The 26,181-nt window shown below is 69.9% G+C and carries 28 protein-coding genes; 11 read left to right on the plus strand and 17 right to left on the minus strand.

Translation table 11 applies throughout. The features are described from left to right. Window positions 1–16: 16 nt before the first annotated feature. Genes INQ48_11955 through INQ48_11985 form a run of 7 tightly spaced genes read right to left on the minus strand, consistent with a single transcriptional unit; the run spans window position 17 to window position 7,134 of the window. The gene (locus INQ48_11955) at window positions 17–955 is read right to left on the minus strand and encodes an alpha/beta hydrolase (GenBank protein QRF59880.1); all 939 of its coding nucleotides are present in this window, start codon (window positions 953–955) and stop codon (window positions 17–19) included. Continuing rightward, a complete protein-coding gene (locus INQ48_11960; GenBank protein QRF59881.1) occupies window positions 952–1,821 on the minus strand; it encodes a shikimate dehydrogenase in 870 nt (289 codons plus the stop codon). The genes INQ48_11955 and INQ48_11960 overlap by 4 nt, the downstream gene beginning before the upstream one ends. After that, a complete protein-coding gene (locus INQ48_11965) occupies window positions 1,808–2,650 on the minus strand; it encodes a sugar phosphate isomerase/epimerase (protein QRF59882.1) in 843 nt (280 codons plus the stop codon). Before INQ48_11965 ends, INQ48_11960 begins: the two co-directional genes overlap by 14 nt. Then, window positions 2,650–4,056: an FAD-dependent oxidoreductase gene (locus INQ48_11970; protein QRF59883.1), complete on the minus strand. Its 1,407-nt coding sequence runs from the start codon at window positions 4,054–4,056 to the stop codon at window positions 2,650–2,652. The genes INQ48_11965 and INQ48_11970 overlap by 1 nt, the downstream gene beginning before the upstream one ends. An 8-nt stretch (window positions 4,057–4,064) precedes the next feature. Further along, a complete protein-coding gene (locus INQ48_11975) occupies window positions 4,065–5,543 on the minus strand; it encodes an indole acetimide hydrolase (protein QRF59884.1) in 1,479 nt (492 codons plus the stop codon). A gap of 24 nt (window positions 5,544–5,567) precedes the next feature. Continuing rightward, complete coding sequence (locus INQ48_11980) at window positions 5,568–6,407, minus strand: alpha/beta hydrolase (GenBank protein QRF59885.1); 840 nt, start codon at window positions 6,405–6,407, stop codon at window positions 5,568–5,570. A 46-nt stretch (window positions 6,408–6,453) separates the two neighbouring features. Beyond that, window positions 6,454–7,134, minus strand: a complete 681-nt coding sequence (locus INQ48_11985) for an NIPSNAP family protein (protein ID QRF59886.1) — start codon at window positions 7,132–7,134, stop codon at window positions 6,454–6,456. Between the two features lie 181 nt (window positions 7,135–7,315). Here INQ48_11985 and INQ48_11990 point away from each other — a divergent pair, with 181 nt between their 5' ends. The 3 genes from INQ48_11990 (at window position 7,316) to INQ48_12000 (ending at window position 10,103) form a co-directional block, all read left to right on the plus strand. Continuing rightward, on the plus strand, window positions 7,316–8,101 hold the full coding sequence (locus INQ48_11990) for an IclR family transcriptional regulator (GenBank protein ID QRF59887.1): 786 nt from the start codon (window positions 7,316–7,318) through the stop codon (window positions 8,099–8,101). Between the two features lie 207 nt (window positions 8,102–8,308). Continuing rightward, the gene (locus INQ48_11995; protein ID QRF59888.1) at window positions 8,309–9,283 is read left to right on the plus strand and encodes a tripartite tricarboxylate transporter substrate binding protein; all 975 of its coding nucleotides are present in this window, start codon (window positions 8,309–8,311) and stop codon (window positions 9,281–9,283) included. 58 nt (window positions 9,284–9,341) lie between these two features. After that, the gene (locus INQ48_12000; GenBank protein QRF59889.1) at window positions 9,342–10,103 is read left to right on the plus strand and encodes an FABP family protein; all 762 of its coding nucleotides are present in this window, start codon (window positions 9,342–9,344) and stop codon (window positions 10,101–10,103) included. Between the two features lie 5 nt (window positions 10,104–10,108). Here INQ48_12000 and INQ48_12005 read toward each other — a convergent pair whose 3' ends face one another. From INQ48_12005 to INQ48_12035, 7 genes are all read right to left on the minus strand, one after another. Continuing rightward, window positions 10,109–10,525 (minus strand): GFA family protein, encoded by a 417-nt coding sequence (locus INQ48_12005; GenBank protein ID QRF59890.1) that lies wholly within the window; start codon window positions 10,523–10,525, stop codon window positions 10,109–10,111. 23 nt (window positions 10,526–10,548) lie between these two features. Beyond that, a complete protein-coding gene (locus INQ48_12010; protein ID QRF59891.1) occupies window positions 10,549–11,013 on the minus strand; it encodes an SRPBCC family protein in 465 nt (154 codons plus the stop codon). 2 nt (window positions 11,014–11,015) lie between these two features. Next, window positions 11,016–11,330, minus strand: a complete 315-nt coding sequence (locus tag INQ48_12015; GenBank protein QRF59892.1) for a helix-turn-helix transcriptional regulator — start codon at window positions 11,328–11,330, stop codon at window positions 11,016–11,018. 90 nt (window positions 11,331–11,420) lie between these two features. Further along, complete coding sequence (locus tag INQ48_12020; GenBank protein ID QRF59893.1) at window positions 11,421–12,566, minus strand: aromatic ring-hydroxylating dioxygenase subunit alpha; 1,146 nt, start codon at window positions 12,564–12,566, stop codon at window positions 11,421–11,423. A 72-nt stretch (window positions 12,567–12,638) separates the two neighbouring features. Beyond that, the gene (locus INQ48_12025) at window positions 12,639–13,352 is read right to left on the minus strand and encodes a nitroreductase (GenBank protein QRF59894.1); all 714 of its coding nucleotides are present in this window, start codon (window positions 13,350–13,352) and stop codon (window positions 12,639–12,641) included. A gap of 3 nt (window positions 13,353–13,355) precedes the next feature. Next, window positions 13,356–13,898: a DUF4863 family protein gene (locus INQ48_12030; protein QRF59895.1), complete on the minus strand. Its 543-nt coding sequence runs from the start codon at window positions 13,896–13,898 to the stop codon at window positions 13,356–13,358. Window positions 13,899–13,923: 25 nt separating this feature from the next. After that, window positions 13,924–14,910, minus strand: a complete 987-nt coding sequence (locus INQ48_12035; GenBank protein ID QRF59896.1) for a hypothetical protein — start codon at window positions 14,908–14,910, stop codon at window positions 13,924–13,926. A gap of 112 nt (window positions 14,911–15,022) precedes the next feature. Here INQ48_12035 and INQ48_12040 point away from each other — a divergent pair, with 112 nt between their 5' ends. Beyond that, a complete protein-coding gene (locus INQ48_12040) occupies window positions 15,023–16,000 on the plus strand; it encodes a LysR family transcriptional regulator (GenBank protein ID QRF59897.1) in 978 nt (325 codons plus the stop codon). Here INQ48_12040 and INQ48_12045 read toward each other — a convergent pair whose 3' ends face one another. After that, complete coding sequence (locus INQ48_12045; GenBank protein ID QRF59898.1) at window positions 16,001–16,945, minus strand: LysR family transcriptional regulator; 945 nt, start codon at window positions 16,943–16,945, stop codon at window positions 16,001–16,003. Window positions 16,946–17,046: 101 nt separating this feature from the next. Between INQ48_12045 and INQ48_12050 the strand changes: the two genes are divergently transcribed. The 4 genes from INQ48_12050 to INQ48_12065 all read left to right on the plus strand — a co-directional run bounded on the left by INQ48_12050 (window position 17,047) and on the right by INQ48_12065 (window position 22,164). Beyond that, the gene (locus tag INQ48_12050; protein QRF59899.1) at window positions 17,047–18,438 is read left to right on the plus strand and encodes a DUF1446 domain-containing protein; all 1,392 of its coding nucleotides are present in this window, start codon (window positions 17,047–17,049) and stop codon (window positions 18,436–18,438) included. After that, window positions 18,435–18,800: a hypothetical protein gene (locus INQ48_12055; protein ID QRF59900.1), complete on the plus strand. Its 366-nt coding sequence runs from the start codon at window positions 18,435–18,437 to the stop codon at window positions 18,798–18,800. The genes INQ48_12050 and INQ48_12055 overlap by 4 nt, the downstream gene beginning before the upstream one ends. A 57-nt stretch (window positions 18,801–18,857) precedes the next feature. Next, window positions 18,858–19,823: a tripartite tricarboxylate transporter substrate binding protein gene (locus INQ48_12060; protein QRF59901.1), complete on the plus strand. Its 966-nt coding sequence runs from the start codon at window positions 18,858–18,860 to the stop codon at window positions 19,821–19,823. A 244-nt stretch (window positions 19,824–20,067) separates the two neighbouring features. Beyond that, entirely contained in the window at window positions 20,068–22,164 is a 2,097-nt protein-coding gene (locus INQ48_12065) for a hypothetical protein (protein QRF59902.1), read from the plus strand. On the opposite strand, the gene INQ48_12070 is transcribed toward INQ48_12065, so the two are convergent. Next, window positions 22,161–22,967, minus strand: coding sequence for an NAD(P)H-dependent oxidoreductase (locus INQ48_12070; protein QRF59903.1), 807 nt, complete (start codon window positions 22,965–22,967; stop codon window positions 22,161–22,163). The two genes, INQ48_12065 and INQ48_12070, sit on opposite strands and share 4 nt — an antisense overlap. A gap of 101 nt (window positions 22,968–23,068) precedes the next feature. Here INQ48_12070 and INQ48_12075 point away from each other — a divergent pair, with 101 nt between their 5' ends. Further along, complete coding sequence (locus tag INQ48_12075; protein ID QRF59904.1) at window positions 23,069–23,968, plus strand: LysR family transcriptional regulator; 900 nt, start codon at window positions 23,069–23,071, stop codon at window positions 23,966–23,968. Here the strand turns inward: INQ48_12075 and INQ48_12080 are convergent. Beyond that, window positions 23,965–24,675, minus strand: a complete 711-nt coding sequence (locus INQ48_12080) for a hypothetical protein (GenBank protein ID QRF59905.1) — start codon at window positions 24,673–24,675, stop codon at window positions 23,965–23,967. The genes INQ48_12075 and INQ48_12080 overlap by 4 nt on opposite strands. 904 nt (window positions 24,676–25,579) lie before the next feature. Between INQ48_12080 and INQ48_12085 the strand changes: the two genes are divergently transcribed. After that, window positions 25,580–25,825 carry a hypothetical protein gene (locus INQ48_12085; GenBank protein QRF59906.1) on the plus strand — a complete coding sequence of 82 codons (246 nt, stop codon included), beginning with the start codon at window positions 25,580–25,582 and terminating at the stop codon, window positions 25,823–25,825. A 181-nt stretch (window positions 25,826–26,006) separates the two neighbouring features. Next, window positions 26,007–26,159: a hypothetical protein gene (locus INQ48_12090; GenBank protein ID QRF59907.1), complete on the plus strand. Its 153-nt coding sequence runs from the start codon at window positions 26,007–26,009 to the stop codon at window positions 26,157–26,159. Window positions 26,160–26,181 lie beyond the last annotated feature (22 nt).

The raw sequence follows: 26,181 nt of genomic DNA on the forward strand, positions 1-26,181 counted from the left end.
GCCCTCGGGTTCGTGTTCAGGGGATGTGGCTCGGATGCGCGGCGCTTGGCGAAGGCCAGTGCGCGCGCAGGAAGGGCAGCAGTTCGGCGAGCACCGCCTCGGGGGCCTCTTCCATCATCAGGTGGCCGCAGTCGATCTCGCCGCCACCCACGGGCGTGCCTTCGGCCGCCGCGTCGCGCCAGATGTGGACCGGCGTGCGTTCGGCCGGGAAGCGCCCGCGCTCCCACAGCACATGCACCGGGCAGCGCACGCGCTCGCCGGCGGCACGGCCGTGTTCGTCGTGCTCGAGGTCGATCGACGCGGCGGCGCGGTAGTCCTCGATCATCGCGTGGCGCACGCTCTCGCGCGAGAAGGCGCGCAGGTACTCGGCATGGGCCTCGGGCGTCACCGCGTCGAAGCGCCGCACCATGTTGCGCAGCGTCCAGTCGAGGAAGAAGGCCGGGTCGGCCGCGAGCAGGCGCTCGGGCAGGTCGAAGGGCTGGGCCAGCATGAACCAGTGCCAGCTCTTGAGTCCGAAGTCCTTGTTCGCGCGCGCCCACATCTCGACCGTGGGAATCACGGTGATCGAGCCGAAGGCCGCGACGCGGTCCGGATGGTCGAGGCACAGCCGGTGCGCCACGCGCGCCCCGCGGTCGTGGCCGATCACCGCGAAGCGCTCGAAGCCCAGCGCGCGCATCAGCGCCGCCTGGTCGGCCGCCACCGCGCGCTTGCTGTGCGCCGCGTGCAGCGGATCGCCGGGCGGGCCGAGGCTGTCGCCATAGCCGCGCAGGTCGGCCGCCACCACCGTGTAATGGCGCGCGAGCGCCGGCGCCACGCGGTGCCAGGCCGCATGCGTCTGCGGGTAGCCGTGGAGCAGCAGCAGGGGCGGGCCCGAGCCGCCGATCTCCGCGAAGATCCTCGCCTCGCCCACGTCGACGAGGCGCGGCTCGAAGCCGTCGATGAAGGCGCGCGTCATGCCGCCACCTCCAGCCGCTCGGGCGCGATCGCGAGGATCGGGGGTTCGAAGAAGTCGGCCATCAACCCGAGCTGCCGCTCCATCATGTGGCGGCCTTCGTGCGCGATGCAGCCGCGCTCGCGCGCCAGTTGCAACAGCGGCGTGACGGCCGGCGCCATGATGACCTCGGCCACCCAGAGGCCGGCGCGCAGCGCGCTGGCGGGCACGGGCAGCGGTTCGTCCGCGCGCATGCCGACGGGCGTGGCGTTCACCAGCAGTTCGGCCTCGCCGGGCTCGCGGCCGTTCCAGATGCCGGCTTCGATGCCATTCCGTTGCAATTGCCGCGCGAGTGCCTCGGCCTTCGCCGCGTCGAGGTCGCAGACACGCACCGAGCGCGCGCCGGCATCGGCGAGCGCGAAGGCAATGGCCGAGGCCGCGCCGCCCGCGCCTGCGATGCAGGCCGCGCGTCCGCGCGGATCGAAGCCCGCGGCGCGCAGTCCCGCCACGAAGCCGGTGCCATCGAGCAGTTCGCCCTGCCAGCCGCCCTGGGCGGTGCGGCGCACCACGTTGGCGGCGTTGGCGCGCCGGGCGCCGGGCAGCAGGCCATCGCCGATCAGGTCCGCCACGCGCTGCTTGTGCGGCACGGTGACGATGAAGCCCGCGAGGTTGTGCAGCGTGAGCAGTGCGGGCAGCAGGGCCCCCACGTCGTCGGGGCGCACATGCATCGGCACCAGCACGGCATTGAGGCCCTGCTGCTGCAGCCGGGCCGTGAGCGGCGCGGGTGCCTTCACCTGGGCGACCGGGTCGCCGAGGATGCCGAGCACCGCGGTGCGGCCGTCTAGCCACAGGGCGGGTTGAAGAGATGCGTTCGTGTCAGTGGAGGGCATGAGCGTGTTCCTGCTGCGGTCGTGCGGCGGCGTCGAGCCAGCGCCTGGCCGTGGTGTACGCCAGTTCGGCGCGCCTTGCCATGCCGAGGTGATGGCGGCGCACGGCCGAGGGTGCCTCGATCGACAGCACGGCGTCGGGCGCCACTGCATCGAGCACCTCGGCCAGCGGCAGCGCGCCTTCGCCCGGCAGCAGGCGGTGCGCGCGCGCTTCCTCGCCGAGCGACAGTGCCGGATGGCGCCGCGCGGGCGCATCGTTGAACTGCGCCCAGCCGCGCGCGATTCCCGGCGTGCGCGCGATGCGATCGGCCGCCGCGCCGCTGCGAAAGAAGTGCAGCGTGTCGACCAGCACATGCACGTTCGATCGCCCGGTCTCGCGCACCAGCCGCAGCGCGGCATCGAGCGTGGGCACGGCCGTGTAGACCATGAACTCGAGCCCGAGCGAGAGGCCATGCGCGCCCGCGATCTCGCCGAGCGCCGCGAGGTGGGCGGCGGCGCGCGCGTGATCGTCGTCGTCGCCGTTCACCACCAGCCAGCGCGCGCCCAGCGACGCCGCCACCGACAGCATCGGCTCGAAGCGCCGCGCCTCGAAGCCGGCCGACAGCCGTACCACCTCGACGTCGTGCACCTTCACGTCCAGCGCGCTCATCAGCGAGCGCGTCTCGGCCAGCATCGGCGAGCCCTCGTGCATCGGATGCGGCGCCTCGCCCGGCCGGGCCGGATGCAGGCGCAGGCCGACCGAGCGGAAGCCCGCCTCGCCGGCCGCGCGCACCAGCTCGGGTGGCGTGGCGTCGATCAAGCTCAGGTGCGCGAGCGACAGCGTGCGGCCCACTACAGCGTCCCCTCGAGCACGGCGCCGTCGGCGATCAGCGTGCGGCGCAGGCGTGCGCGGTCCACGTCGCGCACGTCGCCGCTCCAGCCGTCGTCGAGCGCGCACAGCGCCGCCGCGGTGCCGGCCGCCTGGCCCATCGCCATGCAGGTGCCCATCACGCGCACCGAGCTCTGCGCCTCGCGCGTGCTCGAGATGCAGCGCCCCGCCACCAGCAGCCGGCGCTGGCCGCGCGGCACCAGGCATTCGTAGGGGATGTCGTAGGAGCCGCCCTCGGCGATGGTCTCGTGCCGGTGGCCGTCGACCGCGAGGATGTCGAGCTCGTGGCCGCCCTTGGCGATGCCGTCGGCGCGCTTGCGGCCCTGCATGATGTCGGCCTCGTCGAGCACGTGCTCGCCGAGGATGCGCCGCGTCTCGCGCACGCCGATCTTCGGCGCCACCGCCGCCAGCGCGGCCTGCTCGAAGCCCGGCACGCGCCGGCGCAGGAAGGCCAGGCCCTGCGACACCTGCGCCATCAACCGTGGCAGCGCCTCGCTCAGCGAGGCCGCGCGCGTGCCGTCCACGCCCGCGAGCTGGGTCGAGTTGATGCTGACCTCCTTGCGCGCGGTCGAGGTCGGCACGATCGCGAGCACCGAGGTCGGGTACATCTCGCCGGCATCGATCGCCTCCTTGAGCAGGCCCTGCGTGCCGCGCAGCAGCACCTTGGGCTGGCCCTGGGCGTACAGCGCCTCGGCGCACTGGCGCGCATCCATGCCCAGGCCCGGGTAGTCGCCGAGGCCGAAGTGCGCGGGGTTGTCGCGCACGAAGCGCAGCAGCGGCTCGGTCTCGACGCCGCACACGCGGTAGACCAGGCTCGGCGGCTGCAGCGCGCCGGTGCCGGGCGCGCCTTTCTCGCTCGGTGCGCCCGCGGCCACGGCCACGTCGCCGTCGCCCGAGCAGTCGATCACCACGCGCGCCGCGTACCAGGCCTCGCCGCCCTTGTGCATCAGCCGCACGCGGGTGTCGTCGCCACCGGTCTCGATGCCGCAGAAGAAGGCCTGCACGCGCAGGTGCACGCCGGCCTCGGCCACGGCCTGCATCACGGCGATCTTCATGAGCTCGGTGTCGAAACACACCAGGTGCAGCGCGCGGTAATCGAACACCGGGCCGATGTAGCCGCCCAGCGGCTTGAGCCGGTCGAGCAGCTCGGTGACCACGCCGCCCACGATCCAGTCGCCGCGCGTCGAGAGGCAGCCGAGCATCGAGATGCCGCTGATCAGCTCGCCGCCGATCATCGGCGCCGATTCGACCAGCAGGGTGCGCGCGCCGCCGCGCGCGGCCGAGATCGCGGCCGCCACGCCGGCGCTGCCGCCGCCGATCACGATCACGTCGAAGCGGTTCTCGCCGGGGATGTCTTGTCTGTGCGTCATGCCTTCTTTCATTGCTTGGGAGCCGGCAGCGCCGGGAAGATCGTTTCCATGCCCATCGCGATCGCGAGCAGCGCGCGGTCGCTGTTCCACAGGCCGTCGATGGCCAGGCCGATCGGCAGGCCTTCGTCGGACAGCGCGATCGGCACCGTCACGCCCGGCAGCACGGCCGTGCTGGTGGGGCCGGTGTTGGCGATGTAGGCGGCCAGCGTGCTGGTGGTGCGGCCATTGATCGTCACGCTCATCTCGGTGCCGCGGATCGGCAGCGCCGGCGCCAGCGTCACGGGATAGAGCAGGGCGTCGAGCCGGTTGCTCTCGAACGCGCCGCGCAGCAGCGCCTGCAGCTTCGGCCGCTCGACCTTGAGCGCGGTCTCGTAGGCCTCGCGCGTCGGCGCGCTGGCCGACACGATGCGGTTGCGAAAACCCGCCGCCACGTCGGGGCTCGCGATGTCGGCCACCAGCCGGTCGAGGCTCACGCCGGTCTTGTACTTCGCGAGAAAGGCGGCGATGCCCACGCGCGCCTCGTAGTCGGTGACCGGCGCGACCTTGGCCGCGACCTCGCGCAACTGGGGGATCTCGATCTCGACGACCTGCGCGCCCGCGCCCTTGAGCTTGTCGAGCGCGGCATCGAAGGCGCGGCGCGTGGCCTCGTCGGCGTTGTCGTAGAAGGCCGCGCGCGCCACGCCCAGGCGCAGGCCGGCGGGTGGCTTCGGTTGCACCTCGCCGCGGCTGCCCGAAAGGATCTCGTCGAGCAGCGCCAGGTCGGCCACGCTGCGCGCCAGCGGGCCGATGGTGTCGCGCGCGGTCGAGACCGGCAGCACGCCTTCGCCCGAATAGCGGCCCGCGGTCGGTCGCAGCCCCACGATGCCGTTGAGCGCGGCCGGGATGCGCACCGAGCCGCCGGTGTCGGTGCCGAGCGCGGCCGGCACGATGCGCGCGCCCACGGCCGCGCCCGAGCCGCCGCTGGAGCCGCCCGCGAAGCGGCTCGGGTCGTAGGCATTGCCCACCGCGCCATAGGCGAAGTTGTTGCCGGTGGCGCCGAAGGCCAGCTCGTGCAGGTTGAGCTTGCCGATCACGATCGCGCCCTCGGCGCGCAGCCGCCCCACGGCCGGCGCGTCCTGCGTCGCCACGTAGCCCTGCAGCGCGCGCGTGCCGCCGGTGAAGGGCAGGCCCTTGACGAGGATGTTGTCCTTGATCGCGACCGGCACGCCGTGCAGCCGCCCGAGCTTGCGGCCCTGCGCCACGGCGCGGTCGGCCTCGGCGCAGGCGCGGCGCGCGCCAATGCGGTCGATGGTGATGAAGGCGTGCAGGTCCTGGTGCAGGTCGGCCGCGCGCAGCGAGCGCTCGACCAGTTCGCAGCTGGTGGTGGTGTGCTCGCGGATCGCGGTGGCGGCCTCGAGCAGCGTGGGCATGGGCGCGGGCTGCGCGTGCGCGGCGCCGGCCAGCGCCAGGCAGGCGATCGCCGCGGCGGGTTGGAGGATGAGCTTCATGGGAGCAAGAGGAGGTGGGATGAATCAGGCATGCGCATCGAGCAGCCGCGCGATCGTGTCGGCGTGGTCGACCATCGCGTCGTGGCCGCCCTGCACCTCGACGAAGGTCCAGGCCGGGTCGTTGCGTACCCGCGCCTTGTGCGCATCGAACACCGGCATGGCGGGCGCCGAGGCCGCGATGTAGAGCCGCTTGCGCGCGGCCGTGCCGGGCGCGGCGCGCAGCGAGATCGGCTGCAGGTAGGTGCCGTTCGGGTGGTCGGTCAGGCGCGCGTCGACCCAGGCGATGTCGGCCGGATTGCCGAGACCGAAGGCCTTGGCCGGCAGCTTGGGCCAGCGCGGATTGCCCGCGCGGTGCGCGGCCTGCAGCTCGGCCTTGCCGGTGGCGTCGAGGTAGTCGAGCATGCGTTCGCCGTCGTGCGGCGCGAAGGCGTCGAGGTACACCACCGTGTCGATGCGGCGCTCGGCGGCGAGCCGGTCGAGCGCGCCGGTGATCGGGTAGCCGCCATAGCTGTGGCCCACCAGCACCACCTGGCGCAGGTCCTGGCTGCGGATGAAGCCGGTCACGTCGGCGATGTGGGTCTCGAGGTCGATCGCGGTCGAGATCTCGCCGATGCGTTCGCCGACACCCGCGAGCGTGAGCACGCGCACCTCGTGGCCCCGGGCGCGCAGCAGCGGGGTCAGCCGCTCCCACGACCAGGCGCCATGCCAGGCACCGTGCACCAGCACGAAGGTCTTGCCCGAGGGGCGCGCTGCCGGCGCGGCGCTGCTGCAGCCGGGCAGGGCGGTCGCGGCCGCCGAGGCGACCGTGGCTGCCGCCGCGGCGCCGAGCGCGCCGCTGCTTTCGAGGAATCGTCTGCGTTCCATTGCGTTGTCTCCAGGTTCGAAGGTCATGAAAAAAGAAAAAGGGGATTCAGCGCAGCGGCGACCAGTCGGCCGGCCGCAGCACCAGGCCGGTGTGCGTGCGTTCGTGCTGCCGCGCGGCGCGCGCCCAGTCGGCCCAGCCGGGCACCGCCTCGGGCCGCGCCTGCAAGGCAGCGAGCGCGGCGAAGTCGTCGAAGGCCCACAGCACCAGCGCCTCGCTGCCGTTGCGCAGCGCGGTCTCGTAGGCGCCGAACAGGCGCGGCGCGCCCGGGCCCTCGATGCGCACGGCGGCCTCGCCGAGCCGCGCGAGGTAGTCGCTTGCGCCGCCGGCCTCGAGGCCGATGGTCTGCTGCAGCACCACCGGCGCGCGCACGCCCTCGGCCAGCAGCCGCGCGCGGTCGATGCTGTAGTCGGCCGCCACCAGCACGCGGTCGAAGCCGCCCGTGCGCTCGCCGTAGAAGCGCTCGAGCGGTTCGTGGAACAGGTCGGGCGTGGCGTCGAAGTGGCGCCCGAAGCCCTCCCAGCCGCCCTGCATTTCCCAGAAGGTCACGATCTCGGGCCAGCGGCCCGTGAGGAACACCGGCACCCAGGCCGCCATGCAGCCGTTGCTGGCCGAGCCGCGGGCATTGCCCTCGGTGCGCACCAGGCGGCCCAGGGTCTCGAGATAGCGGGTGTGGGCGCCGGGCTGACGGACGGGGTCGAGGATTTCGTGGAAATAGAGGCGCTGCATAAGACGGCGAGGTGTTTCGATGCTTGAACGCGGGGTGGTCTGGAATCGATGTTGGTTCATGTATATGAACTGTTCCAGAATATAAACAAGCAAACCGCGGCTGTCAAACACCGGCGCGCCGAACGATGGGACGCGGGCCGCGCGCTTCCTAGAATCGGCGCACCTCACAGCACAGGCACCCATGGACGCAGCAGACAGCAAGCCCCCCGAATCGGCCGCCGTGAAGTCGGCGGACCGGGTGCTCGACATCCTCCAGCTCCTCGCGCGCCAGGGCGGGGCGCTGACCCACCACGAGATCGGCATCGCGCTCGGCATCCCCAAGAGCAGCCTCACGCACCTGCTGCGCAACCTGGTGGCGCGCGAGTTCCTCGGCTTCGACGGCGCGCAGAGCACCTATTCGCTGGGCCCGGCCGTGTTCGAGCTGGTGCGCGGCAGCGGCCTGCGCGAACGGCTGATGGCGCAGGCCCGGCCCATCGTCGACTGGCTCGCGCGCACCGCGGGCGAGGCGACCTCGTTCTCGGTGCTGCGCGGCGACGAGGTCGAGCGCGCCTGCGTGGCCGAGTCGCGCGCGCCGCTGTCCTACCGCATGGCGGTGGGCGACAGCTTCCCGCTCTACTCGACCTCGGCCGGCAAGGCGATCCTCGCGGCCATGCCAGCGGCGCGGCGCCAGGCCTACCTCAAGAACGTGCGGCTGCAGGCCCAGACGCCCGCCACCGCCACCACGCTCGCGGTGCTCAAGCGCCAGCTCGAGGAGGTCGGCGAAAGCGGCATCGCCTATTCGCGCGGCGAGCACACGCCGGGCGTGGTGGGCATCGCCATCGCCATCGATTCGGGCGACCCGGCCGCGCCCGCGGCCTTCAACATCGTGGTGCCCGACGTGCGCTACACGCCGGAGTTCGATGCGCGCTGCGTCGAGCTGCTGGGGCAGGCGCGCGAGCGCTTCCATGCGGCGTCGCCCGCGCGCTGAGATGAAATACCAACAGCCGGACGCAGAGGACGCGAAGGTTTCGCAAAGGGCGCGAAAGAGAAATTCAAAATTTTTCTTGCCTTCCTTTCGCGTCCTTCGCGCAACCTTCGCGTCCTTTGCGTCCGGAAGTCCGCTCCCGTATTCGGCGTCATCCTTCCTTTCATGCGGAGTGTGCGACGTACAACGCGATCGTCCATCGACATGACCATGGCCCGTTTTCTCCACCGCATCGCCGCACTGCTGTGCGCCTGCACGCTGTCGCTGGGCGCCCAGGCCCAGGACTGGCCCGTGAAGCCCGTGCGCATCGTCGTGCCCGCGCCCGCCGGCAGCTCGCTCGACCTGATCGCGCGCACCCTGGCCGACCGCCTGCGCACCGTGTGGAAGCAGCCGGTGGTGGTCGAGACCAAGGCCGGCGCCGGCGGGCTCATCGGCATGGACGCGGTGGCGAAGGCGCCGCCCGACGGCCATGTGCTGGGCATCGGCTTCAACGGCCCGATCGCCTTCGGCCCCTACATGTATGCGCGCATGCCGTACGCGCCGGCGCGTGACCTGCTGCCGATCGTGCTGACCACCTCGCAGCCCAACGTGCTCGCGGTGCAGGCGAGCAACCCGGCGAACACGCTGCCCGAGTTCATCGCCTGGGTGAAGGGGCAGCGCGACCGCTTCAGCTATGCCTCGGTGGGCGCGGGCAGTTCCTCGCACCTCACGATGGAGCTGCTGCGCAGCGTCACGCACATCGAGGCGGTGCACGTGCCCTACGCGGGCTCGCCGCCGGCCGGGCTCTCGCTGGCCTCGGGCGACACGCAGGCGCTGTTCACCGTGGCGCCCGCGCTGCTGCCGCTGATCCAGGCCAAGCGCGTGAAGCTGATCGCGATCACCAGCGCGCAGCGCTTCGAGCTCATGAAGGAGCTGCCGACGGTCGCCGAGTCGGGCTACCCGGGCTTCGAGTCGCTGGCCTGGAACGGCCTGTTCGCGCCCGCCGGCACGCCGGGCGAAGTGGTGCGCCGCATCAATGCCGACGTCAACGCCGTGCTGCGCGATCCCGCCGTGCGCGAGCTGCTCGCCAACCAGGGGCTGGCCGTGGGCGGCGGTTCGCCCGAGGAATTCAGGGCCTTCATCGACAGCGAAGGCCGCAAGTGGGGCGCGATCATCGCCAAGGTCGGCATCCGGCTCGACCAGTGATGGCGGCCCCCGATCCGTTTCCCACTGCATCACGAACAACGAACAAGAGGAGTGCCCCATGGCCGATTTTCCGCAGGACATCTACACCGAACCCGAGCCCGATCCGCACACGCTCGCCAACCTCGGACCGCTGACCGGCCTGGCCGGCATCTGGATGGGCACCATGGGCCACGACGTGAGCCCGAAGGAGGACGGCCCCGAGGCCGAGGCCTTCATCGAGCATGCCGAGTTCCAGCCGATCGACGCGCAGACCAACGGCCCGCAGATCTTCTACGGCCTGCGCTACCACCTGCGCATCGTGAAGCCCGACGACGTCGAGACCTTCCATGACCAGGTCGGCTACTGGCTCTGGGAGCCCGCCACCGGCGCGCTGGTCCAGACGCTGTCGATCCCGCGCGGCCTCACGGCCATGGCCACCGGCCAGGCCGCGCCCGATGCGCGCAGCTTCCGCCTCGAGGCCGTGCGCGGCGGCGACACCAACGGCATCCTCGCCAACCCCTTCCTCGAGCACGCGTTCAAGACCCTGCGCTACACCATCGACGTGACGCTGCACGACGACGGCAGCTGGTCGTACGAGCAGACCACGCTGCTCGACGTGCGCGGCAAGCCCGAGCCTTTCGCCCACACCGACCGCAACACGCTGCGCAAGATCGGCGAGCCCACGCCGAACCCGACCGCGCAGGCCGCGCTGGCCGAGGCCGCGGGATCGGTGGCTTCGGCGGTCGCGGCCGCGGAAGCAGGGGACACGATGATTCCGATTCCGCCCGTCGAGGCCAGCGTGAAGCCCGCGGTGCCGGGCGTGCCCGACGCGCTGGCCTGATTCGGCTAGGCCGTCGGCATCCGCTCGAAGGCCTGCAGCGCGGGATCGAGACCATCCCACGCCAGCCCGCGCACGCGGTACGTGAGCACCTGCGGCGCGAAGCGTTCGGGTTCGTCGAGGCTGCCCGCATGCACCGCGATCAGCTCGGGCATGCCCGAGAAGCGCACAAACAGCGGCGTGCCGCAGACCGGGCAGAAGGCATGGCGCTTCTGCTGGCCGCTGTCGGCCGCGATCGCCCATTCGCTGGCCGCGCCGGTGATCGTCATCTCGGCGCGCGCCGGAAAGGTCAGGTACGAGCCATGCCCGGTGCCGCTGCGCCGCCGGCAGTCGCTGCACTGGCAATGGTTCTGGAAGATCGGCGCATGCGGCGTGCTGTAGCGGATCGCGCCGCAGGCGCAACCGCCGGTGTAGGGCTGGGTCATGGCGTTTCTCCGGGTGCGCGGCCTCAGGCCGCCTTGGGCTTCGCGAAGACGTCGATGCCCTCGCCGGTCTCGAGCAGCGACTTGAGGCTCGACAGCACGATCGGCCAGCCCTGCTGGATGCCCTTGGCCATGCCGCTGCCGGCCTCGAGCTCGTCGTGCGTGACGGTGAGCCGCACCATGTCCTCGTACGGCACGATGTCGAAGGCCACACGGCTGTAGGCCTGGGGATCGGCCGCCTGCGAGGCGCCGGCCCAGGTGATGACCAGCCGCGTCGGCGGCGCGATCTCGACCACCTGACCCACCAGCTCGACCGTGCGCTCGTCGCTGGCGCGCACGTGCTGCCACGGCGAGCCGGGTTTCCAGTCGGAGACGTTCTCGTGGCCCCAGTAGCGCCGCGCGATCTCGGGCCGGGTGATGGCCTCGAACACCTTCTCGGGCGTCGAGCGGATGTAGGTCACGTAGACATAGCTGATCTTCTCTGGCTTCATCGTCACTCTCCTTCGAGTTCCTTCTTGAGGTCGTGCAGCAGCGTGAGCCGCTGACGTTCGAACTTGCGCACCCAACGCTCGTAGACCTCGTGCAGCGGCACCGGGTTGATGAAGTGCAGCTTCTCGCGGCCGCGCCAGACCGTGGTCACCAGGTTGGCCGCCTCGAGCAGCCCGATGTGCTGCGTGACCGATTGCCGCGCCATGTCCAGGTGCTCGCAGAGCTCGCCGAGCGTCTGCCCGTTGTGGTCGTGCAGCAGATCGAGCAGCTTCCTGCGGGTCGGGTCGCCCAGTGCCTTGAAAACCTTGTCAGCGTCCATTCGTCGTCGTTCGTGCGTGAGCGGATGATATGCAGGCAAATACCTGCATGTCAAGCCGGCCCGTGCCGTGACGATGGCCGAGGGGTTGTCTCAGGAGAGCGCCGCTTCCACGTCCGCGTGGAATTTCGCCGAGCAGCATTCGGTCGCGCCGAGGTAGAGCGACGCCTGCGCGCCGCTCGCGAGCGTGGACTGCACCGACACGCCGAGCGCGAAGTCCTCGGCCAGCGCGCCCCAGTACGAGTCGAGGTTGCGGCGCCAGTGCCGCTGCGCCTTCTCGTTCGCGGGCGGCTCGGGGATCAGCATGGTCGCGATCACGCGCGATCGCTCGGGTGCCTCGGGCAGCACGGTGAAGGCGTTCGCATGGTCGCCCTCGTGCAGGATGAAGGTGGCCGGAAAGAAGTAGTAGATGACGTTCGAATGCGGCCCGAGCTGCCACTGGTCCTCGGGCACTTCGCGCAGCTGCTCGATGCCGCGCTTGGGCAGGAAGAGGCGCTGGTGCGCGCCCTCGTGGTCGGCGATCAGCAGGTTGTCGTGGAACATCTGCGCGATGCTGTCGCGGTGCGCGTACTGGAAGTGGTAGGTCTCGAGGTTGGCCTCGAACGGGATCTTCCAGTTGGCGGCGTTCGCGAACTCGCGCTGGTCGAAGGGCACCCAGCGGTCATAGCCCCAGTGGCGCAGGTCGGCGCCGAAGCGGCCGAGCCAGCCTTCCATGTCGATGCGCTCATCGTCCTCGCTGCTCGCCACGCGCGGAATCGCCCAGACGAAACCCAGCGCCTCGGCCACGGGCACGCGCGCGAGCTGGCAGTCCTTGGCCGGCGCATGCGGAAAGTCGGCCTCGCCGGGCCGCCCGCGCAGGCTGCCGTCGAGACCGTAGGTCCAGCTGTGGTACGGGCACACGAGCACGCGCTGGTTCGACGCGCCGGCCGGCCGCAGCCGCGCGCCGCGATGGCGGCAGGCGTTGACGAAGCCGCGCAGCTCGCTCTCGCGCGTGCGCACCAGCAGCAGCGGCATGCCGGCCGCGTCGATGGCCAGCGTGTCGCCGGGCCGCGCGAGCGCGGCCGAGGGGCACAGCGCCAGCGGATGGCGGCGGAAGATGCGCTCGACCTCGCGCGCATGGCGCTCGGGGTCGAGGTAGCGCGACACCGGACTCAGCGAGGGTTCGCCGCGCTCGCTGCCGCCGCTGGCGATCAATGCCAGCGCGCGCCGGATCAGCGCCTTCTGTTCGTCATGCTGCATGCGCCTGTGCCATCGATGCGGCCTCCACGGGTGGGGCTTCATTGTGGCCAGCGGCGCCCGGCGCGGCTTGTCTCAACTGGTCGTGGATTCGCCGAAGCCGTCGAAGCACGCGAAGTCGTCGACCGCCCGCCGCGGCATCGCCATCCGGTTGACCTCGGCCGACGGGTCGCCCCAGCCCATCGACATGCCGCAGGCCGTGACCTCCTCGGGAGGCATGCCCAGCCGCGCGGCGATCAGCGCATGGAAGGGCGCGAACGAGACTTGCGGGCAGGTGTCGATGCCGCGCGCCTGGGCCGCGATCATCACGTTCTGCACGAACAGGCCGAGGTCGAGCCAGCTGTGGCGCGCGAGCCGCGCGTCGATGCCGAAGATCAGACCGACCGGCGCGCCGAAGAAGCCGTAGTTGCGCCGCGTCTGCCGCGCGCGGGCCGCGGCGTCCGCGCGGTCGATGCCCAGCGCGCCGTAGTAGCACGCCGCGAAGGCCGACTGGTGCTCGCAGAAGGGGCCGGGCAGCGGATCGGGAAAGTGCGAAGGCGCCTCGAAGTCGCCCGCCACGAAGGCCGCATCGAGCGCATCGCCGAGCGCCTTCAGCGGCGCGCCGGCGAGCACGTGCACGCGCCAGGGCTGGGTGTTCGAATTGCTCGGCGCCGTGGCCGCCACCTGCAGGATCTCGCGCACCAGCGCCTGCGGCAACGGCCGCGGCGCATAGGCGCGCACCGAGCGGCGCGCGCGCAGCACCGCGTCGACATGGCGTGCGCTGTCGGTGGGAGCGTCGGCCCGCTCCATCGCTCAGTCCCGTGGCGCCGGGTGGTAGGCGATGCGCCCCGCCGGCAGGAAGAACAATGCGATCACCGCGCCGCCGCGCGCCTCGGGGTAGTGGTGGCTGCCCGGCGCGGGCGCGGTCCAGCCGGCCTCGCACCAGCCGTTGGGTCCGTTGAGCGCGGCGCCTTCGTCGAGCGGCACCACCATGTTGAACTCGCCGTAGGGATGGGCGTGGTACTGCCCGCGGTAGGCGTGGCCGGGGTTGCCCTGCGTGTTGCCGGTGCTGTCCATGTAGACGGCCGTGATGCTGAAGCCCAAGGTGCGCTCCGAGGGCTCGGCGATGCGGCTGCGGCGGTAGATCGGTCCATCGAGCTCGACGTTGGCGGCCCAGCCGTCGCGCACGCCTTGCCTCACGAGCCGCGCGAGCGACCGGTAGAGCGCGCTGTCGGGGCCATGGGTGCGGTTGAGCCACTGCTCGACCTCGGTGCCCGTGGTCATGTCCTTGATCTCCTCGAGGAAGGGGAGGCTTCGCTCGATCAGTTCCTCGCGGTCGGTGTGTGTCGTGCTCATGTCTTTGCTCGTGGGGTTGAAAGTTTCATTCGTCCGAGCGGAAGCCCGAGGCCCGCACCACGGGCCCCCAGGCTTCGCGCTCGCGCCGGATCTGGCGTGCGTAGTCGTCGGGCGCCTGCGTGTGGACTTCGAGCCCGACCTGGTCGAAGGCCGCGCGCAGGCCGGGGTCCTTGCTGGCCACGACCATCGCCTCGTGCAGCGCGCGCACGCCGGCCTCGGGCGTGCCGGGCGGCGCGAACACGCCGTAGTTCTCGGCACCGCGGATCCGAGCGAAGCCCTGTTCGGCGAAGGTGGGCACGGCCGGCATGAAGCGCGAACGCTGCTCGCCGCTCACGGCGAGGATGCGCAGCTTGCCCGACTGCAGATAGGGCAGGAAGTCGGCCACGAAGCCGAGGTAGGCCGGGATCTGGCCGCCCAGCAGGTCCTGCATCGCGGGTGCCGAGCCGCGGTAGCCCACGTGCTGCAGCTTGAGCCCGCCGGCCTCCGACAGCTGCCAGCCGAGGAAGTGCGCCACCGATCCCGCGGCCGGCGAGGCGTAGCTGGCACCCGTGGGCGTGGCGCGCACCCACGCCACGTAGTCCTGCAGTGTCTTCACCGAGGCCGGCACCGCTGCGCTCACCGCCAGCGCGCAGGTCGCGATCACCAGCGGCGAGACCGGCACGAAGTCGGTGGCCGGGTCGTAGGCCAGCTTGCTGTAGACATGCGGATAGATCGTGAGCGCCGAGGCCTGCGTGCACAGCAGCACGCTTGCGTCGGGCTTCTCGCGCTTGAGCTGACCGCTCGCGATGCGGCCCGCCGCGCCCGCGCGGTTGTCGACGAGGTAGTACCGGCCCTGCTTGCGCCAGGCCTCGGCGAGCTGCCGCGCCGTGGTGTCGAGCGTGCCACCGGCCGGGTAGCCGACCAGCAGCTTGCCCGGGCTGCCCTGCGACTGCGCGAAGGCGCGCGGCAGCCAGCCGGCCGCTGGAAGGGCGAGCGCGGCCTGCGTGAAGCGGCGGCGTGTCAGTGCGTTCATGGCGGGCCTCGTGGTGTGAAGTGGCCGAATGATCGGCCGGCCCCGAATTGAATGGAACTGGCGCTTTTGCAAGCGCAGAATGCACGGCATTCAACTCACGAAGAAGCGCGCCATGAGCATCGGACGCATGGACCTCAACCTGCTGAAGGTCTTCGACGCGGTCTTCGAGGACCGCAACCTGATCCTGGCCGGCCGCCGGCTCAACCTCAGCCAGTCGGCCGTGAGCCATGCGCTCACGCGGCTGCGCGAGCTGGTGGGCGATGAGCTGTTCGTGCGCACCGGCAAGGGCATGCAGCCCACCGGCCGCGCGAGCGCGATGGCGCCCGCGCTGCGCGATGCGCTGCGCCGCATCGAGGCCACGCTCGGTGTCGAGCCTTTCGATCCCGCGCTGTCGTCGCGCCGCTTCACGATCGCGGCCAACGACCACATCACGGCGGTCATCGTCGCCGGCCTCACGCGCGCGCTGCAGCAGGCCGCGCCCGGCGTCGACCTGGTGATCCGGCCCTCGACCCGGCTCGACCTCGCCGAGCAGATCGACCTGGGCCGCATCGACCTCGCCATCGGCACCTTCTCGCAGGTGCCGGCGCGGCTCAATGCGCGCACCCTGCTGTCGCAGGGCGAGGTGATCCTGATGCGCAAGGGCCACCCGGCGGCCAGGCGCAAGCTCGCGGTGCGCGACCTCGCGAAGTACGCGCTGGTCACCACCTCGCTCGGCGGGCAGGAGGAGGGCGCCGTCGACGGCTTCATCCTCGAGCGCGGCCTCGCGCGCCAGTCCGAGATGTTCGATCGTTCCGCGCTCGCCGAGGCCCTGGCGGCGATCGGCCAGGCGCCGCGCCTGCGCGTGACCGTGCCGCATTCGCTGGCCATTCCCGCGCTGCTGCGCGAGAGCGACATGCTGTCGATCGTGCCGGCCTCGCTCGGCGCCTACCTCGTGCGTGCCGGCGAACTGCTGCAGCGCCAGCCGCCGTACCGCGCCGCCACCGTGGTCACGCGCGCGGTCTGGCACGGGCGCAACGACCACGACGCGGCGCATGCCTGGCTGCGCGAGATGGTGGCCGCGGCGGCCAGGGCGGCCGGCGGCGAGGGCTGATCAGAAGTCGTCGAGCTTGAGCTTGCCCAGCCGCGCCACGATCAGGTCGTGCAGCGTCTGCGCCGCCACCGACAGGCTGCCCTCGCTGCGCTGCACTAGGTAGACCGTGCGCGTGAGCGCGGGCAGCGGCAGCGGCCGCGTCACCAGCGTCTCGCGCCGGAAGTGGAACAGCGTGAGCGCCGGCACCACGCTGATGCCGAGCCCGGCCTCGACCAGTCCCATCACCGTGGCCAGGTGCTCGACCTCGAACACCGCGTTGAGCCGCAGCGGATGCAGCGCCACGTCGAGCGCCTGCCGCACGCTGCTGTTGCGCGCCATCTGGATGAAGGGCCAGGGCGCGAGCTTCTTGGCCGTGAGCCGGGTCTCGCGCGCGAGCGGATGATCGGTGCGGCACACCAGGTGGAAGCGGTCGGCGCACAGCCGCTGGCCGCGCAGGTCGCTGTAGGCCGCCTCGCCCGCGCCCGAGGCCGCGAGCGCGAAGTCGGCCTGGCCGCTGCGCACCAGCGCGATGCAGGCGTCGGACAGCGCATCGTCGAGGTCGACGCGGATGCCGGGCCAGGTCTGCATGAACTCGGCGAACACGCTCGGCAGCCAGCCCGCGGCCAGCGAGGGCAGGGCGGCCACGCGCACCCGGCCCTTGCGGCGTTCCACGTGGTCGGCCAGGTCGGCCATGGCGCCGCCCATGTCGTCGAGCAGCCGGCGCGCCGAGCCCTCGAACAGCCGGCCCTCGGGCGTGAGCTGCACGCTGCGCGTGTCGCGGTCGAACAGCCGCGTGCCCACCGCGTCCTCGAGCGTGCGGATCAGCGCGCTGAAGGCCGGTTGCGACAGATGGCTGGCCTGCGCCGCGCGCGTGAAGCTGCGCAGCTCGGCCAGCGCGAGGAAGGCGCGCAGCTGGCGGGTCGAGAGATCGGGTGTCTTGCGCGCGGCGGCGCTGCTGGTGCTCATCGCTTGTCTCCGGGGCTCGCTCGCTGTTATTCGAAATACAGATCAATCGATCTGAACTTTCGATTTTACGGATCAGGTACGGGTGCCTACAGTCGCCGGCCATGGACTCCCCCGCATCGCCGCCCCTCCTGATCGGATGCGCCGCCGGTTTCTCCGGCGACCGCACCGACGCCGCCGGACCGGTGGTCGACACGCTGATCGCGCGCCTGCGCCACGGCCCCGCCGGGCAGCGCGCCTTCCTGATCTTCGAGACCCTGGCCGAGCGCACGCTCGCGCTGGCCCAACTGCGCCGGCGTGCCGACCCCGAGGCCGGCTACGAGCCGCTGCTCGACGCCATGCTGCGCCCCGTGCTCGCGCGCTGCCTCGACAACGGCATCCGCATCGTCAGCAACTTCGGCGCCGCCAACCCGCGTGCCGCCGCGCGCCACATCGCGCGCATGGCCCGCGGGCTCGGCGCGCCGGTGCCGCGCATCGCGGTGTTGGAGGGCGACGACCTCTCGGGCCCGGCCCACCGCGCGCTGCTGCGCGAGGCGCTCGGCGCCGCGATGGACGGGCTGCGGGTGGTCAGCGCCAATGCCTACATCGGCGCCGAGCCGATCGCCGCCGCGCTCGACGCGGGCGCGCAGGTGGTGGTGTGCGGCCGCGTGGCCGATCCCTCGCTGACCGTCGGCCCCGTGCTGTCGCACTTCGGCTGGCGCGCCGACGACTGGCACCGGCTCGGCCGCGCGACCATGGCCGGGCACCTGCTCGAATGCGGCGCGCAGGTCTGCGGCGGCTATTTCGCCGACCCCGGCTACAAGGACGTTCCGGGCCTCGCGGCCGTGGGCTTTCCCATTGCCGAGATCGATGCCGACGGCCACTGCACCATCGGCAAGGCCGACGGCACCGGCGGCCTCGTGAGCGAGGCCACGGTGAAGGAGCAGCTGCTCTACGAGGTGCACGACCCCGCCGCCTACCTCACGCCCGACGTGGTGGCCGACATCGCCGAGGCCGAGGTGCATGCGCTGCCCGGGCCCGACCGCGTGGCGCTCTCGGGCGTGCGCGGCCATGCGCGGCCCGCGCACTACAAGGTCAACGTCTGCCACGAGGGCGGGTGGCTTGCCGAGGGCGAGATCTCCTATGCCGGGCCACGTGCCGAGGCACGGGCACGGCTCGCGGCGCAGGTGCTGCGCGAACGGCTCGAGGGGCTCGCGCTGCGCGTGGACCTGATCGGCGCGCTGAGCATCTTCGGCGACGACGCCGGCCAGGCGCTCGCGGCCACGCCCGACAGCGGATTGCGCGACGTGCGGCTGCGCGTGGCCGCCACCCATGCCGAGCGCGCGCAGGCCGAGCGGCTGGCACGCGAGGTCACGGCCCTCTACACCTGCGGACCCGCGGGCGGCGGTGGCGTGCGCACCGCGCTCACGCCGCGGCTCAACACCATCTCGTGCCTGCTGCCGCGCGAGGCGGTGCCGGTGCGCTTCGAGCTGCTCGACGAAGGAGAGGGCGCATGAGCTCGGAATACCCGTACCTCGACGTCCCCCTCTACCGCGCCGCCCACGGCCGTACCGGCGACAAGGGCGATCGCTCGAACATCAGCGTCATCGCCTGGCACCCGGCGCTCTATCCCGTGCTCGCCGAGCAGCTCACGCCCGAGCGCGTGGCGGAACAGTTTCGCCACCGCGCGCCCTCGCAGGTGCAGCGCTTCCTGCTGCCGAAGCTGCACGCCATGAACTTCGTGCTCGACGCCGTGCTCGACGGCGGCGTCAACGACGCGCTCAACCTCGACACCCACGGCAAGGCGCTCTCGTTCCTGCTGCTCGACATGCCCGTGCGCGTGCCGAGCGAGCTTGCGCACCACCTGGCCGGCCCCTGAGCGCCGAAGCAACCCTTCACCGAATTTCCAACCATCGATCCCGGAGACAACAAGACCATGAACCGACGTTCCCCCACCCTGCTCGGCGCCGCGCTGGCCCTGGCCCCTCTGCTGGGCCAGGCGCAGTCCTTCCCCGAGAAGCCGATCACCTTCGTCGTGCCCTTCGCGGCCGGCACCGCCACCGACCAGATCGCGCGTGCCCTCGGCAACGTCATCACGGCGGAGACCAAGCAGGCCGTCGTCATCGACAACCGCGCCGGCGCCAGCGGCTTCATCGCCTCGCAGTTCGTCGCCAAGGCGCCGGCCGACGGCTACACCGTGCTCATCACCACCAACACCACGCACGCGGCCAACGAGCATCTCTACAAGAAGCTGCCCTACGACCCGGTGAAGGACTTCGCGCCGGTCGCCGGCCTGGGCAAGGGCGGCCAGATCATGGTGGTGAACCCGTCTTCGAACGTGAAGAGCGTGGCCGACTTCATCGCGCTCGCGAAGAAGGAGCCGGGCAAGCTGAGCTTCGGCAGCGGCAGTTCGTCGAGCCGCATGGCCGGCGAGCTGCTGCAGCAGATGGCCGACATCAAGCTGCTGCACGTGCCCTACAAGAGCAACACCCTGGCCGTGACCGACCTGCTCGGCGGCCAGATCGACATGATGATCACCGACACCGCCACCGGCCTGCCGCAGGTCAAGGGCGGCAAGCTGCGCGCGCTCGGCATGTCGAGCGCCAGCCGCTCGCCGCTCGCGCCCGACGTGCCCACCATCGCCGAGGCCGGCGTCAAGGGTTACGAGATGGGCTACTGGTTCGCCGCCTACGCCCCCGCGAAGACCCCGCCGGCCGTGGTCAAGCGCCTCAACGAATTGCTGGTGAAGGCCGCGAAGAGCGACAGCGCGAAGACCGCCTTCTACGAGCCGAGCGGCACCGAGGTCTTCACCACCACGCCCGAGGAACTGGCGAAGTTCCAGGCCGGTGAATCGCAGAAGTGGGGCCGCATCGTGAAGGCGGCCGGCATCGAGGCCGAATGAGTAGCGAGGCCGGGCTGGCCGATACGAACTCGCCTTCGATGAAATAGATCCGTTCACGCTGAGCCTGTCGAAGCGCCGCGCGAGGCTTCGACAAGCTCAGCCCGAACGGGTGCTGTCGATCGACGGCGACACCCTACGAGGCCCGGCACGTCAGATACGCCTTCGCGGAGATCGGCGCCGCACCGGCCGTCGCTCGCATTCAACGGGCGCCGGCCATCCATCCAGCAAAAAACAGGAGACAGACATGAATCGATGGAGCCTCGCGGCTGCCAGCGCGGTCACGGCCGCGCTTTTTCTGACCGCCTGCGGCGGCAGCGGTGGAGGCGGCGGCGGCCTGCTGCTGCCCCCGCCCGCCAGCAACCCGCCCGCCACCAACCCACCGCCCGCGGCCAGCGCGCCCAAGTACACGCTCTCGATCGCCAAGACCGAGGACGTGCCCGGCAGCTTCGGCAGCGCCGGCGCCTACGAGAAGATCACCGGCACCTTCACCGGCGAGGTCGATCCCAAGGATACGCACAACGCCATCATCCAGGACCTTGCGCTCGCGCCGACCAATGCCAATGGCAAGGTCGAATACAAGTCCGAGTTCGTGCTCTTCAAGCCCAAGGACATGAGCAAGGCCAGCGGCGTGCTGCGCTACGACGCGCCCAACCGCGGCAACATCGTCAACCTCGATCCCTACTTCGCATCGCGCGGCTACGTGTTCCTCACCGCCGCCTGGCAGGGCGACGTGCCCGCCGCCGCCGGCAAGGTCACGCTGACCGTGCCCGTGGCGAAGAACCCCGATGGCAGCACCATCACCGGCCCCTACCGCGCCGAGCTGCTGCCCACCGTGGCCACCGGCGATTCGCTGCCGCTGCCCGGCGGCCCGTTCAATGCCGCGATGCAGGCCTATGCCACCGCCAGCCTCGACAACACGAAGCCGGGCTACGTGCTCACGCGCCGCATCAACGAGGAAGACGCGCGCCAGCTCATCCCGGCCAGCGAATGGAAGTTCGCCAAGTGCGCCGCCGGCAACCCGTTCCCGGGCACGCCCGACGAGACCAGCGTGTGTCTCAAGGCCGGCTGGGACCCGGCCTACATGTACGAGCTCGTCTACGTCGCCAAGGACCCCAAGGTCATGGGCCTGGGCCTCGCGGCGCTGCGCGACATGATCGCCTTCTTCCACCACGAGGCCAGCGATGCCGCCGGCACCGTCAACCCCGTGGCCAGCGCCATTCGCAACACCATTGCATCGGGCGTGTCGCAGTGCGGAAACTTCATGAAGACCTTCGTGCACCTCGGCTTCAACGAGGACCGCGCGGGCCGCAAGGTGTTCGACGGCGTGTTCGCGCAGATCGCCGCGCGCCAGACCAACATCAACACCCGCTTCGCCATTCCGGGCGGCGGCGGTGGCGTGCGCAGCGACCACACCGCCTTTGGCCAGGCCGGCACGCGCGGCCTGTCGAAGGACTACGTCGACGACGTGGCCCAGCGCCGCGGCGGCATCCTGTCGCGCTGCGAAGCGACCGGCACCTGCCCCAAGCTCTTCATCGGCTTCAGCGGCACCGAGTTCTACGTGCTGCAGGGCTCGCCGCTCCTGACCGACGCCTGGGGCACCACCGACCTCGCGCAGCCCGCCAATGCGCGCGTGTACTACTACGCCAGCAGCCATCACCTGCTGGGCCTGCCCTCGATGCCCGGCAGCGCGGCCGGCGCGCTCTACGCCACCAACGGCAATGCCGGCGTGATCCCCGTGGTGCGCGCGCTCTACCAGAACCTCGAGGACTGGGTCGTGAAGGGCACCAACCCGCCCGACAGCCAGGTGCCAAAGCTCGCCGACAGCACCCTGGTGCGGCCGCAGCAGGTGAAGTTCCCGGCCATTCCGGGCGTGGCCTATACCGGGCTGGTCAACACCTTCTCGCTGCTCGACTGGGGCCCGAGCTACCGTCCGCAGGACGAGAGCGGCATTCCCACCCAGGTGCCGCCGGCCTACCTGGGCCGCGACTACGCCATCCTCGTGCCGCAGGTCGATGCCGACGGCAACGACATCGCCGGCATTCGCAGTCTCGACGTGGCCGTGCCGCTGGGCACCAACACCGGCTGGAACTACACCAGCAAGCCCACCACCATCGACCAGGCCGGCCTGTTCGGCGCGTACTTCCCGTTCGCCAGGACCACCGCCGCGCGCACCGGCAGCGGCGATCCGCGCCTGTCGCTGCAGGAGCGCTACACCAACCAGGCGGGCTACGTGTCGGCCGTGACTGCCGCCGCCAACGACCTCGTCGCCCGGCGCTTCATGCTGCGCGTGGATGCCGACGCGGCGATCGCCGCCGCGGCCGCCACGCCGGTGCTGCCCTAAGCCTCGGCGGCAGCCTGGGCTTCGGCCGGTGCCTGGTGCACCCCGAAGCCCGAGCGGCCCGGCGCGATGTCGGGCCGCAGGGTGAGGGCGGGAATCTCGTAGTCGCCATGGTTCTGGCGGCGAAACGGGATCGGCGCCGTGCTGAACAGCGTGTCCATCCTCGCCCCCAGTTCCTGCTCGATGTGCGCATAGGCCGCCGCATCGACCTTGCCCGTGCGGTGCACCACGTAGGGCGGTAGCACCTCGAAGCCCGGGTAGTAGAGGATCCCGTGATGGATCGGGAACAGCAGGTCTTCCATCGGCCCGTTGATGCCGCGCGGCGCGTAATGCGAGGCCCAGCCACCCGTGGTGGTGACCACCATCGCGCGCTTGCCCGCCATCGAGCCTTCGCCGAAGCGGTCGCCCCAGTGGCTGTCGGAATGCTCGCCCACCCCGTAGGCGAAGCCATAGGCATAGATGCGCTCGATCCAGCCCTTGAGGATCGCCGGCATCGAATACCACCAGAGCGGAAACTGCAGGATCACCGCGTCGGCCCACAGCAGCTTCTGCTGCTCGGCCTCGATGTCGGCCGCCTGCGTGCCGGTTTCGAAGGCGCGCAGCGAATCGAGCGCGGGGTCGAAGGGGGCAGCCGCGTCGCGCGCCGGAAAGTCAGCCGCTTCGAGCGTGGGCTTCCAGCGCATCGCATAGAGATCGGAGGTGCGCACCGAATGGCCCTGCGCCTCGAGCCGATCGCGCATGAAGCGATGCAGCGAGCCGTTGAGCGAGGCGGGTTCGGGATGCGCGAGCACGAGGAGTACGTTCATGGATTCACCTGAGGTCGGAAGAAAAGAAGAGGAGCGATGACCGCAGGTTAGGCAGCGTGGCGATATATTGGAAATGAATAGTTCGAATTCCAGGAATTGCCATGAACAATTGGAGCCGTCTCGACCTCAACCTGCTGCTTACGCTCGACACCCTACTGGCCGAGCGCAACGTCACCCGCGCGGCCAAGCGACTGAACCTCTCGCAGCCTTCGGTGAGCGTGCAGCTCGCCAAGCTGCGCGAGGTGTTCAAGGACCCGTTGCTCGTGCCCGCCCAGCGCGGCATGCGGCCCACCGCGCGCGCCGGCGAGTTGCGCGAGCCGCTGCGCGAGGCCCTCGAATCGCTGGGCCGCGCCGTCGCGCCCAGCAAGCCCTTCGACCCCGCCGAGGCCACCACCACCTGGCGCATGGCCGCCGCCGACTATGCCGAGTCGGCCATCCTGCTGCCCGCGCTCGCCGCCATCCGCGCCGCCGCGCCCCACACCCGTCTGGCCGTGGTCGAGGCCGTGCCGCTGCGCATGGCGCGGCAGCTGGAGCAGGGCGAAGTCGATCTTTTCTTTCATACCAGCGTGGGCGCGCCGGCGGGACTGCATCGGCGTGTGCTGTTCCACGAGCGTTATGTGCTCGCCGGTCGCGCCGGCCATCCGCGGCTGAAGCGTCGGCCCACGCTCGCGCAGTTCTGCGCGCTCGAGCACGTCGTCGTATCGCTGAGCGGCGGCGGCTTCAGCGGGCCCACCGATGACGCGCTGGCCGAGAAGGGCCTCACGCGGCGCGTGGCGCTGTCGGTCCCGCACTTCCTTTTCATGATCTCGGTGCTGCAGACCACCGACATGGTCGCGATGCTGCCCGAGCGGCTGGCGCGCGGGGCCGCGGGGCTACGCGTGGTGGAGGCGCCGCTGGAGGTGCCGGGGTATGAGATGGCGATGCTTTGGCATGAGAGGAAGCATCGGGATGCGGGGCATCGGTGGGTGAGGGAGAGGGTGGTGGATGGGGTGAAAATTTAGGCACCAGCTCTCATCGCAAGCTTCTTGTGCAGCTTTGCAGCGAGATCAAGCCTCGCGGCTTGCAGCAGTGCGTCGGACGGAGCAGGTTCAGACAACGGTTTGAACATCTCGGTGATGTTGGCCAGTATTTGGGCGGGAGTCATGATGACTCCCCAAGGAATAGCCCACCAGCCAAGCAATGAGCAGAAGACGATGGAGCCCAGGTTTGTTTTTCTTCCGCACGAATGGCAGCAGATGTGCGTTCGGTTGGTCCATTGAGTGAAGATGCCTGCCGACCAGACCCGGTAGTAGCGCCGCACTTCTGTCTTTGAGCCCGCTTGCTGGCATTCCGGACACGTACCGTTCTTTATGCTGAATGCGTGGCTAAGAATCTCTTCATTCGAGATGTCCTCGGATATTTCAAGCAGACGCGCATTCCGCAAACATGCCTTGCTGCAGAAGCGCTGCCCTTCATCTAAAAGCGCAGAGAACCTTGCAGAGCTTCCACAGAAATCGCACTCGTTTGTACCTTTGGTCTGCCGATAAGAGGCCTTCCTTGCTTGCAGCACGAGCGGCTGCAAAGTCAAGTCTTCGATTCCACGGGATTTGAGCAACAAGAGGATCGCCTCTTTTGCTTCGTCCGCCAAGTCTGTGGTTGCGTATCGTCGCAAGAGGTCCTCGGTTTCGTCATTCCGAAACCGCTCCAAGAAGTATTCCTTTGGATACACGCCTCGATCCCTCGGTGAGCTATAGAAATGTTTAACGAAGTGTATCCGGCGACGGCTGCGAGGCATTCCAGCCGGAGCGTTGCTCGCCCCGGGAGATCGAGTCGCTCTTGAGCGGTGTTGGTGAATGAGCGGATGCAGCTTGCTAATGTGGTTGGCCACTGCTTGGTGACCAGCGGAACATGGCAGCCTGGGAACGCCACTGAAAAGGGTGCGCCCCTCGTCTGCTCACCTTGAGCGAGTTGCCGAGCGTTGAAATAGATCCCTCGCTTCTCGGGCCAATTCATAGGCCAGCCAGATCACGTTGTTGAGATGCGTTCCCTCTGCATCCCCGCGCCAATGACTTCCACTTCCATGGCAACACCAAAGCAGCGAGTTCAACTGCTCCAGCTTGTTCTCCAGAAGATCCTCCGGCCCGGGCCCCGTGTGTGTGGGCGCTGCCGCGTTGCGAGATACCGGCGCGCGACGCCGGGCCATAATCCGTCTAGCCATTTGGTGTGCTCCTTTGAAAGATTGGCACGTCATGTGGTTAGACGGCCAGGGTGTGTCAGCACCTTGGCCGTCGCCTTTTGTGCCTCACGTTCGCCGCGATGCCCGATGCATCGACGGCCCGCCGCGAGGCGAAGCGGTTGATTCGTTCATCTATACGCTCAGGATGTCGTGTGTGCTGCCTTCCTTGCCCACATAGCGGGTCGTTGGGGGAGAAGGGCATCTACTGTAGAGATTTACAGCGCGGAAAAGGTGGCTGAATGCAAACTCTGTGCAAAGTCACTAAAGTGCGCTTGCCGTTGGCGGTCGGACGGTGTGTGGTTGGCGACAGACGAAGGGAGTTGGAAGGGGTAAACCAACGTCAGGCGAACGCTAACTGAGATACTTGCGCAGGAAATTCAAAATCCCCTCACAGTCCATGGCAAGCAAATTCAAGTGTCGATGCGGCGCATTGATCCGCAAGAACCTTTATGAAGGAAGCGGTCTGCGTTTGCTGGTCGCTGAAGAGCTCACGGATGTTGCAAGCGAATCGACGAGTGTTGATGCTCTCTTGGACCGCATCGTCGCTCAGTCGCCTATCGTTGCGATATGTTCACAATGTGGACTTCTTGCGATCGTCGACGACGTGGATCTGAAGGTTGTCTTTTACGCGCCTGTCCCGTAGCGGTCAGAAAAAGCGGTCAAGAGCGAAAATCGCCGTGAAAGTGCAAAAAATCTGGGAGGTCGATGTCTGTCGGGATGGAGGTTCCTACAGCTTGTGCTTCGACGCAGATGACGGGCGTTGATACGAACTGTTCTTGCGGGTTCAGCTCCAGCAGAGTGGGCGGGCTACCCACCATCCGCCAGTGATTTATCTAGAAGGGGTGGATGGCGGCAAAGTGGTGCAGGTGCTGACCTGGGTTGAAGTCCGACAGTTCGTGGCATCTCTGAACTACGACAGCCCTCGCTTCATCGAGTTGCTGAAGGTTATTGCCATCGGGGGCGATCCTGCACGATAGCGCGCTCTTTTCGCCTTTGTCA

Source organism: Variovorax paradoxus (genome assembly GCA_016806145.1).
Lineage (GTDB): Bacteria > Pseudomonadota > Gammaproteobacteria > Burkholderiales > Burkholderiaceae_C > Variovorax.